Below are 12,385 nucleotides of genomic sequence, written 5' to 3'. Positions count from 1 at the left end.
CACAGCGTCAGAAGGAGAATCTATTATGAATAATACCCGTAATCACCGTTTAAATCAAGTGTCTACTTCCACTTTAATCATTGGAATTGACATTGCTAAAAATACACACTATGCATGTGCGGTGGACGATCGAGGGGTTGAGTTAAGTACCTCTTTTTCTATCCACCAGTCTCATCATGGTTTTCATCAATTTTATCTCAAGCTTCAAAATCTAAAGGCCATTCATCAAAAGGATGATTTATTGATTGGATTCGAGCCTACTGGGCACTATTGGATGAATTTAGCTGCTTTTCTTACCCAAAATGATATTCGTTTTGTCATGGTCAATCCTCTACATGTGAATCGTTCCAAGGAGTTGGATGATAACTTACAAACGAAGAATGATAAGAAGGATGCGAGAGTCATTGCTAAACTAATAACCAATGGATACTTTAGTGATCCTCGTCAAATAGAAGGAATAGAAGCAGAGCTTAGAGAAGGTTCCTCTATTCGGTGGAATCTGAAAAAGGACATTTCGAAAGTGAAAAATCGTATCATTCGCTGGACGGATCGTTACTTTCCTGAATTTAAAGTAGCATTTAAAGATTTAGGGCTGAATGCATGTGCCATATTAAAACATACCCCTTTACCAGTAGACTTAATGGAAAAAGAAATCGAGGAGTTAGTCCTTTTATACTTGGAAAAGGAAAAACTAAAGTATCCAGCAAGACCTAAAATAGCACAACTAAAGAGAGTGGCGGTACAATCTATTGGATTAACAGAAGGCTCCAATATGGCTCGTATAGAAATTTACTCTTTAATTACTCAATACGAACTTCTGACAAAGCAATTAGAACAGGTAAATGAAAGTTTAAAGACACTAGCAGAGCAACAAGCGGAATATCATTATTTATTATCAATCCCTGGCATTGGGGAAACTACCGTTATAGATTTACTAGCAGAAGTGGGTTCTCTCAAGCATTATAAACATCCACGCCAACTTATTAAATTAGCGGGATTAACCTTACGAGAGAACTCTTCTGGAAAGATGATTGGACAAAAGCGAATCTCCAAAAGAGGGAGAAGAAAGCTGCGAGCCCTTCTCTATCGTGCTGTCTTGCCTTTGATTAGAAATAATGAAACCTTTTATGATTTATATCAGTATTATATCTCTAGAAAAGAAAACCCTTTGAAGAAGAAAGAAGCATTAGTCGTTCTATGTAATAAAATGTTAAAAATTTTTCATGGACTTTGTCAGCAAGAAGTACTGTTTGATAAGGAGCGAATGAGACAAGATCTCTCTATCCTCCAACCCAAATAAAAATCTATAAGACGGTTATATTCAAAAAGATGACAGGAAAGCTGGCTTTTAGAGAGACTTACGACTTAGAGTCCATACAGGAGCATGATACCAGCCTCTGCCTTATGATGAGACCAAACGAAGGAATGTAAGCGCGCGACGCTAAGAGACATGGGAGGGTACGTCCTCATAAGAAGAGTAGAGATACCGGATGCATCTAATAGTGTATATTTGTCAATAAATCCCTATTGGCTCTAGCGTCGCGTCCACTTACTTACCAAATATTATAATTAATGGAATAGTTAGTTAAAATATGATTCAAAGAGTTTTCCTAAAAAAATATTGGACTAAAAAAATAACGCTGTAAACGTTGGTATATCAACTTTCCTCGAGGGAGTCTCACCCCCTCCACTCCAAGCAACGCATGAAAATGCATTTTTACTTCTCCAATATCCTTTTGTCGACAAGCTGGGCTATTCTCTATGGAAGAGAATAGCTTTTATTTTGCCATTATCCACTCATATCTTAAAAAATAATATTTCCAAGATTGAAACATTACCATATAATGAATAAATATACTGAAAATTCCGCCTACAATAAAAAGAGGGGAATAGACATAAGGAGGACAAAATGAAATATAAATTTGCTAATCGAATAGAAAGAGTAAAGCCATCAGCTATCCGCGAATTATTAAGATTAGGTGGAGATCCAGCTATTATTTCATTTGGGGGCGGATATCCAGACCCGGAAATTTTTCCTATTGGAAAATTAAGGAAGGTGTATGATCAGGTTTTGCAGGAAGAAGGAAAATTAGCGCTTCAATACACAGGGACAGAGGGGCTAATGTCATTAAGAGAAAAGCTTGTAAGTCGAGTAAAAACGATTGGGATAAGCTGTAGTGTTGATAATCTTTTTATTATTCAAGGAGGTCAGCAAGGTTTAGACCTTACAGCTAAAGCATTTATCGATAGAGGAGATATCATAATTACAGAGAATCCGACTTTTCTAGGAGCACTTGCTGCGTTTAACCCATATGAACCGGAATATGTAGGTGTTTCGATGGATGAAAATGGGATGCGTATGGACGAGCTTGAAGCGGCATTACAGAAGCATCCCAATGCAAAGCTTATCTATACGGTTCCTGAATTTCAGAATCCTACAGGTGTGACAATGAGCTTAGAGAGAAGAAAGGCCCTAGTAAGCTTAGCCAATAAATATAATGTGGTTATCGTAGAGGATAGTCCATATCGGGAAATACGTTATGAAGGGAAGGATTTACCAGCGATTAAAAGTTTTGATACAGAGGGAAGAGTGATTCATATTGGCAGCTTCTCAAAAATTCTTAGTCCAGGTCTCCGCCTAGGTTGGTTAATTGCTAATCGTGATTTGGCGGAAAAACTAAGCCTATTAAAAATGGCTTCCGATACACAAAATTCTACCTTAAATATGTATGCAGTGAACCGATTTATGGACATGTATGATTTAGATGAACATATTGCCCATATTCGTGAAACGTATAAACAGAAAAAAGAAGTAATGTTCCAAACCTTACGCGATACTTTTCCTAATAGTATTACCTATACAAATCCACAGGGAGGATTGTTTACATGGCTTACTTTTCCACAGCATATCGATACAAAAATACTCATGCAGGAACACAGTTTACCAATCGCTAAGGTTGCCTATGTTCCTGGAGAGAGTTTTTTCCCTAATAAGCAAGAGAAAAATCATTGCCGAATAAATTATTCTTATATGTCAGAAGAAAAGATTATAAAGGGAATTACAAATTTGGGGGAAATAGTCAAGGACGTTTGTTAGAACTCTTAAATAACATAAGTACAAGTTAGTTACTTTTAATAACGTTTTGAATAATAGTAAGTGTTTTTGCTTGCAATTAAATAATCTCAGTATTAGGATAAAAAATGTAATAATATTTTAAAAATTTGGAGGTTGGATGATGAAAATTGGAATTATCTTAGGCAGCACTCGTCAAGGAAGAGTAAGTCCACAAGTTGGGGCATGGGTAAAGGAAATTGCTGACAAGCGTGGCGATGCCGAATATGAAATCGTTGATATTGCCGAATTTAACTTACCATTTTTAGGTGCAGCTGAAGGACAAGAGAATGTTGCAGCATGGAATGAAAAGTTAGCAAGCCTGGATGGCTTCGTATTTGTTGTAGCGGAATATAATCACAGTATTTCTGGCGCATTAAAAAATGCATTAGATTCTGCAAGAGAAGCATGGAATAATAAAGCAGCAGGAATCGTAAGTTATGGATCCACAGGTGGTGCACGTGCAGCAGAACACTTAAGAGGAATTCTGGGCGAATTACATATTGCAGATGTTCGCGTTCATCCTACCCTTTCACTATTTACAGATTTTGAGAACTTTACAACCTTTAAACCAGCACCTCTACATTTAGAAAATATGAATGCGATGCTTGACCAAGTAGTCGCTTGGAGCACTGCATTAAAAACCATTCGTGGATAATGCAGTACAGAGAGTAAGCCTTTTAAAGATTACTCTCTTTTTTGAGAAATATCGAAGAGATAAAGCCTTGTAAAATTTTTTAGAAGTCATTTTAAGAATAAGACAAATGGGTAATATTATAGAAGAAAAAATTTTTTACTGGAGGAAAAAATGAGTGCATTTTTAGAAGCAATAAAAAATCGTCGTTCCTATTATGGTATAAGCAAAGAAGCTGTTGTGTCGGATGAAAAAATCCAAGAAATAGTAGATGAAGCTGTGCTACATACGCCTTCTTCTTTTAATTCTCAAAGTTCAAGAGTGGTGGTTTTATTACAGGAACAGCATGATAAACTATGGGATATGACAGCAAGTGAGTTAGAAAAAATTGTTCCTGCTGAGAATTTCTCTTCTACAAAAGAAAAAATAAATTCTTTTAAAGCAGGATATGGAACGATTTTGTTCTTCGAAGATCAGGAAGTGATAGAAGGACTACAAAAACAATTTGCCCTATATGCTGAGAATTTTCCTGTTTGGGCTAATCAAACAAATGCCATGCATCAATTAGTCATTTGGACTGCTCTGGAGGAAGTGGGATTCGGAGCTTCTTTACAACACTACAATCCACTTATTGATGAGGCAGTACAAGGAGAATGGTCGATACCCTCTTCTTGGAAGCTTGTTGCCCAAATGCCATTCGGCAAGCCAATAGCAGAACCAGGAGAAAAAGAATTCAAACCATTAGAGGATCGCGTGAAAATATATAAATAAACAAGATAACCAGAAGGACTCCTGTAACAGGGGTTTTTCTATTAGTAAGAGATGGGCAGCATTACCTAAAGCAAAATAGAAGTAATATTTCTGTTGGTGTGATAGGATTATAGGATCATTATGAAGAAGGTGAAATGATGAAAATTGAAGTATGGTCAGACTTTGTGTGTCCATTTTGTTATATAGGAAAACGCCGTTTAGAGATTGCCTTAGAGCAATTTCCTTATAAAGATCAAGTGGAAGTAGAATTTAAGAGCTTTGAATTAGATTCAAATGCTGAAGTTTACAGTGGTAAAAGTATTCATGAAGTACTTGCTGGTAAATACAGAATGAGTATTGAAGAAGCAAAAAATGCTAATAACAATGTAGGAAGTCAAGCTGCAAGCACAGGCTTGAAATATGATTTTGATAATATGAAACCTACCAATACATTTGATGCCCATCGACTAACAAAGTATGCGAAAACGGTTGGAAAAGATAAAGAGCTAACCGAGCAGTTATTGCATGCCTACTTTACAGAAGGAAAACTAATAAGTGATCCAGATACTTTGGTGGAAATAGGGAAATCAGTAGGGTTGGAAGAGGAAGCACTAAGACAAGTATTGGCTGATTCCACAAGCTTTGCTAATGATGTCCGAATAGACGAAGCGCTTGCTAGCCAAATCGGCGTAACTGGTGTCCCATTCTTTGTAATCAATCAAAAATACTCTGTTTCTGGTGCGCAGCCTACAGAGACTTTCAAACGTGTGCTTGAACAAGTGTGGCAGGAAGACCATCCAGCCCCTAAATTTCAAGATCTTTCAGGAACTGATGCAGAAGGTGCTATTTGTACAGATGAAGGCTGCGAAATTCCGAAGAAATAACCCATATTTGATAAGAATAAATAAAAAAGAGCAAGGGATAGTCGCATGAGAGATGGCTATCTCTCTTTGTTATTTTTTTGAAAGCGTTTTTAAAAAAGTATACGATTTATAAGAAAATGTACTATACTATAAATAGATATACTAAGGGTTGGTTTTTAAAGTATAGACTTTTAAAGATAAATGTTTATAATTAAAATAACAAATAACATATTTAGAATTATTTCTTCTTAATTAAGGTGGCTCGTGTATGAACAAGTATGAAGCAATTGCAGTCGAAGTAAAACGTCGAATTAAAGAAAATTATTACCCATTGGATCATCCAATACCGGATGAAATATCATTATCTAAAGAGTTTTCTTGCAGTAGAATGACAATGAAAAGAGCATTGGACAAACTAGTGATGGAAGGGCTGCTCTATCGAAAAAGAGGGCATGGAACCTTTATAGTTCAATCCGCTTTGCATGCTAGCAGAGTAAATGTGTTAACAAATGAAATAACTGGACTTTCCAAGCTATTGGATGGCGAAAAGATTGAAAGCAAAATTATTAAATTTGAAGTCCATTTTCCTTCCGAGGAGGTTGCAGCCCACTTAGCGATAGATATTAAAACACCTGTATATTATTTAATCCGATTAAGATCTGTAAAAAGTGAACCATATGTTTTAGAAATTACTTATATGCCAACGACAGTTATTTCGGGATTAAATGATGCAGTGTTATATGGATCGGTTTATGAGCATATTACCAAAACATTAGGGTTAACCATAGCTGGTTCCCATCGAAAAATAAGAGCATGTAAATCAACAGAATTGGACCATGAACATCTGGAATGTGAATTAAATGATCCAATTCTAGAAGTAGAGCATGTAGGATATTTAAACAATGGCGTTCCATTTGAGTATTCCTTTTCCCGTCACCGCTATGACAAATTTGAAGTAACAACTGTAAATTTAAAAAGATAAATTGGTGGCTCAACACTATAGGGAAAATTCATTTAGTCTGTTTTTATATCATTGGATACAAACAAGGTGGAATGACGAAATCTTTTTCCTTAACTAATTAAATGAGAGATTGATTGTCTTTAATCAAAAAAGTAGTTATCCTTCGATGTGATAACTGCTTTTTTGTTCAAGTATGAAAAAAACAATTTGCATTAACGTTACGTTAATCTTTTATGATGGAATAGTCAGGAGATGAAAAGATGGAATATACCGTACAGTCATTAGGAAAGTTAGCTGGAGTAAGCACACGAACATTACGCTATTATGATGAAATTGATCTTCTCAAGCCGGCGAGAATCAATTCATCAGGATATCGGATTTATGGACCAAATGAAGTAGATAGGTTACAGCAAATTCTTTTTTACCGCGAATTAGATGTTCCATTAGAAACAATAAAAAAAATGATGGCTTCTCCTTCTTTTGACGTCAAAGAAGCGTTAAAGGAGCATCACGAAAAACTTCTGGCAAAGCATAAACAGTTAATACAATTGATTGAAAATGTTGAGAAAACGATGAAAACATTAGAAGGGAGTATGACAATGTCTGATAAAGAAAAGTTCGAGGGCTTTAAGAATAAGCTGATTTCTGATAATGAAGCAAAGTATGGGAAAGAACTGCGAGAAAAGTATGGCGAAAAAATTATCGACCAATCTAATGCGAAACTAATGAATATGTCTGAAGAGGATTACCGCAATATGATAGAGATAGAAAATAAGCTTTTTTCCACTCTTAAAGAAGCGCTAAAAGAAGGTAATCCTGCTGGGAAAGCTGCTCAGAATGCTGCTGATTTACATCGCCAATGGCTAACCTTCAATTGGCCAGAATACAAGAAAGAGGCACATGCAGGACTTGCTGATATGTATATTGCTGATGAACGATTTACGGCATATTATGATAAGGTGCAAGTAGGGACGACAGCGTTTTTACGCGAAGCTATTTTAATTTATACCGGTATGGATTCTGATTAATAGCTAGTTAATGAAAAAGCTCCTTGATGAAAATCAAGGAGCTTTCTTAACAAGTTATCGATTAAGAAGCGTTTCGAACTTTTTTTTCATCCGCTTTGTGCGATGCAGCATATCTCCAGCCGGTGAGAAGCAAACCAATGAAACAAAGGCTGCTGGATACAAGAAATACTACATGCATACCGCTTAGAAAAATATCAGGTCTACCAGGAATCAGGGCAGTTACTCGGTATCCTGCTTTCATGCTCATCACAGAGAATAAGATGCTTGTAGCAAGAGAAATACCAACAACCATTCCTAAGTTTCGAACAAGTGAATTAATGCTTCCAGCTATTCCTAACTGCTTTCGCTCTACGGTTGACATAATTAGCGAATTGTTAGGGGATTGGAAGAGACCCGAACTCGCACCAAGCATAATAATCCACAAGGCAAGGTGAGTTATAGAACTTCCTTCATGAAGGAATGTTAGTCCAATTTGAGCAGCAATCATTACTAATAATCCAGCAAAAGTAATGGCCTGACCGCTAATTTTGTCCGATAACGAGCCGCTTATTGGAGCCACAATGGCCATCGTAATCGGAAAGAGCATCAGAATATATCCTGAATGTAATGCAGACATCCCAAGAATGTCCTGTGTGTAAAATGGTGATAGGATATTAAAGCAGAAGTTCGCAATAAAAACGATAAATGCACAAAAAATACTAATAGAAAAAAGTGGATTTTTAAAAATCGAGAGCTCTAACATTGGGCTTTCTCTTCGATATTCCACCATGACAAAACTGATGAATGTAATCAAACCGATTAGGATAGAAGCAATAATCATCCAGTTGTTGTAGCCATATTGCTGACCAAGCAGTAAGCCGCCGATAAGGAGAATAATCGCAATGCTGAATAATAAACTTCCTGCTACATCGATTTTTGTCTTAGTTAGTGTTATATCCTTAGGCAGGGTCTTCCATGCTAGTGATATAGCAATAACGCCAATGGGGAGGTTAATCCAGAATATGTATTCCCATCCTAAACTTGAAATAATAATTCCTCCTAAGCTTGGTCCAGTAATACTTCCTAGAGAGACAAAGGTACCAATAAGTCCTAGGGCTTTTCCTCTTTCTTTAACTGGAAAAATTTCTGTCACAATCCCTTGGCTATTTGCCATCGTCATAGCTGAACCAATTGCTTGGATAATTCGAGAAAAGACTAAAAAAGCAAGCGAACCACTCAAGCCACAAAGAAAAGAACCAATAATAAACAGAACAGATCCCCATTTAAAAACTTTGATTTTCCCAAATATGTCTCCCAGTTTTCCGAAAAAAAGGATAACGGTACAAATGGTTAGTAAATAACTAATCACAATCCATTGAGAGTTAGCAAAAGCAAGACTTAATTGTTTAGATATAGTCGGAAGCGCAATATTGACAATACTCGCATCGAGCGTCCCCATAAATGTGAATATATTTAAAACAATAAAAATGAGCCATCGGCGCTGATGACCTTCGTTTTTATTTTCAGTTACAGAAGTATGCAAATAATCACCTCATTTATTTAGTTGCATGAGCAACTATTATTGCTTTATTTTAAAATAAGTTAGTTGCGCAGGCAACTATTATTTTGTATGCTACAATCAGTGATTTTAGTGTTCGCTTTCCGAAGCGAAACTATCCGAGGGGGGGAGGAACATAATGAGCGATATACCAATTGGAAGGATTGTATCGATGATTCACAGGCAGAATCAGAAATTCCTTTCCAAGGAATTAAAACCTTATAAATTAGGAAATGGTGGGCAGCAAGCTTTTTTGAAAACAATTATTGCGAAACCAGGAATTAATCAAGACGAACTTTCCTTTGTTTTAAAATTTGATAAAGCAACAACAGCTAGAGCGGTAAAACATCTAGAAAGCGTGGGATATATTGTTAGGCATACAGATGATAACGATCGGCGTGCCTATAATTTATATCCAACTACAAAAGCATTGAACATTTTTCCAGAAATACAAAAAGTGCTAGAAAGATTAAATAAAGAGATGACGAAAAATCTAACGGAAGAAGAGGAGCAGCAATTACTTTCCTTACTATTTAAGATTTATCCAGAATTAATGAGTAATATGGTGACGGTAGAGAAGGAAAAATGAAAGTAGGAGGGGAATAAAAAATTCCCCTCCTACTTTCATTTTTCTGCTAAATATTCGACCAAGCTTAGCCAATTATTCTCGATTAAGGTTGGAAGCAGGGATTTGTTTCCCTTTTCAATACATGTAATAATCTCGTGATGCTGTTTGATCGACTTTTTCCCATCAATAGTATTAAATTTTAATAATTCTAAACGCCGAATTTTAGGGAGAAGTCGTTCTAGAGCGATAACTATTTCTGGATTTTGAGATGCTTCTAAAATAACGGCATGAAATTGGTCATCTTTTTGAATTGCTTTATACTTATCCTCAGATTTGAGTGCTTCACCAAATTCGTTATTAATGGCCTTCATTTTTTCGACATCGGTAGAAGACAAAGTAATAGAAGCTAATTTAGCTGCTAATGCATGGAGCGCGGCAACGACTGTTAAGGCATGCATTGCTTGGTCTACTTCTATTAGACTGACAATGGTTTCTGAACCTGGAGAAGTTACAATTAATCCTTCATCCTCCAATTTTTTGATTGCTTCTCGTACAGGGGTTCTGCTTACACCAAATTGTTCAGCCAGTGCCTTATCGTTAATTCTTTCCCCTGGTGTTAATTCAAGATGAATGATTGCTGATTTTAACTGTTCGTATACTTGATCTCTTAATGATTGACGAGGAATATGCCTAATATTTTTCATAGCAATAATATATCATAATTTGGTTATATTAGGGAAAAAGAGTATTTTTCACTATTTTGTCATACTTTATTGTTTACATTTATACGATACGGGGGTATGATATAAATATAAGGTGGAATATGGAAGAAGGGGGGAGACTTATTGGAGAAGAAGGAACAAGGAATAGATAATTGCCATTTAACGAGTGACCGAAAAAGTCATCATTCAGATAAAGTAAAGCAAAACTTAGTTACTAGGCTAAATCGGATTGAAGGCCAGATCAGAGGCATAAAAGGGTTAATCGAAAAAGATACGTATTGTGATGATGTTATTACACAAATTTCTGCGACTCAATCTGCTTTAAATAGTGTAGCAAAGATTTTATTAGAAGGACATTTAAAAAACTGTGTTGTTGAACGTATCCAAGAAGGCGACATGGAAGTAGTCGACGAGGTTTTAACAACTATTCAGAAATTAATGAAAAAATAAGGAGTGTTTTAAATGGAAAATGTAACATTAACAGTAGAGGGCATGTCTTGTAATCATTGTGTGAAAGCGGTAGAAGGAAGCGTAGGAGAGCTTAATGGAGTTTCTGCTGTCAAAGTTCATTTAAAAGAAGGATTAGTTGATGTTTCATACAATGCAAATGAAGTAACTCTAGACATGATTAAGGAAACAATTGATGAGCAAGGTTATGATGTAAAGTAATTTAAAGAGGAAATGTGCTGTTTTTTTGCACATTTTTATTTTCAATAAAATATACCCTATATAGGTATAAGGAGTTTTGTGATATGGCGGAACAAAGTGTTATGAAAAGGAAAGAGCAAGTAAAAGAACAAACCTTTGAAATTACGGGAATGACTTGTGCTGCTTGTGCAACTCGTATTGAAAAAGGATTAAATAAAATGCAAGGTGTAGAGAATGCTACTGTAAATTTGGCGCTGGAACAAGCGACAGTTAAATATAGGGTGGATGAACTCTCTCCAAGCAAGATTAAAGAAAAAGTGGAAGGGTTAGGTTATGGAATTGTTACGGAAAAAATTGAATTAGACATCTCAGGAATGACCTGCGCAGCATGTGCAACAAGAATTGAAAAAGGACTTAATAAAATGGCTGGGGTGAATAAAGCAACCGTTAATCTGGCTTTAGAAAATGCCACGGTAGAATATAATCCAGCAACTGTGGTACCTGAGGAACTAATTAGTAAAGTAACAAAGCTTGGTTATGGGGCAACGAAGAAAGAATCCAAACAAGCATCCATCAATCAAAAAGAAGCAGAATTTAAGAGACAAAAACGCAAATTTATCTTCTCGATGATTTTATCACTGCCTCTTTTATGGACAATGGTGGGCCACTTTTCCTTTACTTCTTTTCTATATGTCCCAGATTTATTGATGAATCCATGGGTTCAGATGGCATTGGCAACTCCTATTCAATTTTTTGTCGGGAAGCAGTTTTATGTAGGGGCATATAAAGCATTGAAAAATAAGAGCGCTAATATGGATGTTCTAGTTGCGTTAGGAACTTCCGCTGCCTATTTTTATAGCGTTTATTTATCCTTTGAAGCATTGGGACATTCTGGCCACCCTGCAGGGCTTTATTTTGAAACAAGTGCAATCTTGATTACCTTAATTCTATTAGGTAAATTATTTGAAACCAAAGCAAAAGGAAGATCCTCTGAGGCGATAAAAAAATTAATGGGGCTTCAAGCAAAAACAGCGGTTGTTATTCGCCACGGAGAACAAATGGAAATACCGCTTGAAGAAGTTGTGGCTGGTGAGATACTGCTTGTAAAACCAGGTGAAAAAATTCCTGTTGATGGAGAAATTATCGAAGGACAGTCTGCCATTGATGAATCCATGTTAACGGGGGAGAGCATTCCAGTTGATAAACAGGCTGGGGACACTGTTATAGGGGCCACCATAAATAAAAATGGCTTTTTAAAAATAAAAGCAACAAAGGTTGGCAAAGAAACCGCACTGGCACAAATCATTAAAGTGGTCGAAGAAGCACAAGGTTCGAAAGCGCCCATTCAGCGTTTGGCCGATCATATTTCTGGTATTTTTGTGCCCATTGTTGTGAGTCTTGCGCTGATTACTTTTCTTTTCTGGTATTTTATCATTACACCTGGTGATTTTGCGGAAAGTCTCGAAAAGCTGATCGCTGTTTTAGTTATTGCTTGTCCTTGTGCATTAGGGCTTGCGACACCGACATCTATTATGGCTGGATCAGGAAGAGCTGCAGAATAT

13 protein-coding genes are annotated in these 12,385 nt (G+C 36.3%); 11 read left to right on the top strand and 2 right to left on the bottom strand.

Translation table 11 applies throughout. The annotated features are described in order from the left end of the window. Positions 1–25 precede the first annotated feature (25 nt). From MHH96_RS00065 to MHH96_RS00035, 7 genes are all read left to right on the top strand, one after another. Positions 26–1,300 (top strand): IS110 family transposase, encoded by a 1,275-nt coding sequence (locus MHH96_RS00065; RefSeq protein WP_047945042.1) that lies wholly within the window; start codon positions 26–28, stop codon positions 1,298–1,300. A gap of 609 nt (positions 1,301–1,909) precedes the next feature. After that, a complete protein-coding gene (locus MHH96_RS00060) occupies positions 1,910–3,097 on the top strand; it encodes an aminotransferase-like domain-containing protein (protein ID WP_144546519.1) in 1,188 nt (395 codons plus the stop codon). 139 nt (positions 3,098–3,236) lie between these two features. After that, positions 3,237–3,770 carry an NADPH-dependent FMN reductase gene (locus MHH96_RS00055; RefSeq protein WP_095258633.1) on the top strand — a complete coding sequence of 178 codons (534 nt, stop codon included), beginning with the start codon at positions 3,237–3,239 and terminating at the stop codon, positions 3,768–3,770. A gap of 150 nt (positions 3,771–3,920) precedes the next feature. Continuing rightward, a complete protein-coding gene (locus tag MHH96_RS00050; protein ID WP_144546521.1) occupies positions 3,921–4,517 on the top strand; it encodes a nitroreductase family protein in 597 nt (198 codons plus the stop codon). Between the two features lie 137 nt (positions 4,518–4,654). Beyond that, on the top strand, positions 4,655–5,380 hold the full coding sequence (locus tag MHH96_RS00045; protein WP_144546574.1) for a DsbA family oxidoreductase: 726 nt from the start codon (positions 4,655–4,657) through the stop codon (positions 5,378–5,380). A 247-nt stretch (positions 5,381–5,627) separates the two neighbouring features. Next, a complete protein-coding gene (locus MHH96_RS00040) occupies positions 5,628–6,341 on the top strand; it encodes a GntR family transcriptional regulator (RefSeq protein ID WP_047942337.1) in 714 nt (237 codons plus the stop codon). 239 nt (positions 6,342–6,580) lie between these two features. Continuing rightward, positions 6,581–7,348 carry a MerR family transcriptional regulator gene (locus tag MHH96_RS00035; RefSeq protein WP_061799149.1) on the top strand — a complete coding sequence of 256 codons (768 nt, stop codon included), beginning with the start codon at positions 6,581–6,583 and terminating at the stop codon, positions 7,346–7,348. 61 nt (positions 7,349–7,409) lie between these two features. On the opposite strand, the gene MHH96_RS00030 is transcribed toward MHH96_RS00035, so the two are convergent. Further along, positions 7,410–8,870, bottom strand: coding sequence for an MFS transporter (locus tag MHH96_RS00030; protein ID WP_047942335.1), 1,461 nt, complete (start codon positions 8,868–8,870; stop codon positions 7,410–7,412). 154 nt (positions 8,871–9,024) lie between these two features. Here MHH96_RS00030 and MHH96_RS00025 point away from each other — a divergent pair, with 154 nt between their 5' ends. After that, positions 9,025–9,474, top strand: coding sequence for a MarR family winged helix-turn-helix transcriptional regulator (locus MHH96_RS00025; RefSeq protein WP_047942334.1), 450 nt, complete (start codon positions 9,025–9,027; stop codon positions 9,472–9,474). A gap of 35 nt (positions 9,475–9,509) precedes the next feature. Here the strand turns inward: MHH96_RS00025 and MHH96_RS00020 are convergent, their stop codons facing one another. Further along, positions 9,510–10,157, bottom strand: coding sequence for a GntR family transcriptional regulator (locus MHH96_RS00020; protein WP_047942333.1), 648 nt, complete (start codon positions 10,155–10,157; stop codon positions 9,510–9,512). Between the two features lie 141 nt (positions 10,158–10,298). On the opposite strand from MHH96_RS00020, the gene MHH96_RS00015 reads away from it, so the two are divergent. The 3 genes from MHH96_RS00015 to MHH96_RS00005 all read left to right on the top strand — a co-directional run. Then, positions 10,299–10,625: a metal-sensitive transcriptional regulator gene (locus MHH96_RS00015; RefSeq protein WP_047942332.1), complete on the top strand. Its 327-nt coding sequence runs from the start codon at positions 10,299–10,301 to the stop codon at positions 10,623–10,625. 12 nt (positions 10,626–10,637) lie between these two features. After that, a complete protein-coding gene (gene copZ, locus MHH96_RS00010; protein ID WP_047942331.1) occupies positions 10,638–10,844 on the top strand; it encodes a copper chaperone CopZ in 207 nt (68 codons plus the stop codon). 83 nt (positions 10,845–10,927) lie between these two features. Next, positions 10,928–12,385 (top strand): heavy metal translocating P-type ATPase (locus MHH96_RS00005; protein ID WP_341116250.1); only part of this gene is annotated, 1,458 nt, incomplete at its 3' end.

Origin of the sequence: Niallia sp. FSL K6-0212 (assembly GCF_038007605.1) — a bacterium.
Classification (GTDB): Bacteria; Bacillota; Bacilli; order Bacillales; family Cytobacillaceae; genus Niallia; species Niallia circulans.
The sequence above is the reverse complement of the archived record's forward strand: the minus strand, read 5'-3'. Positions and strand labels throughout refer to the sequence as shown.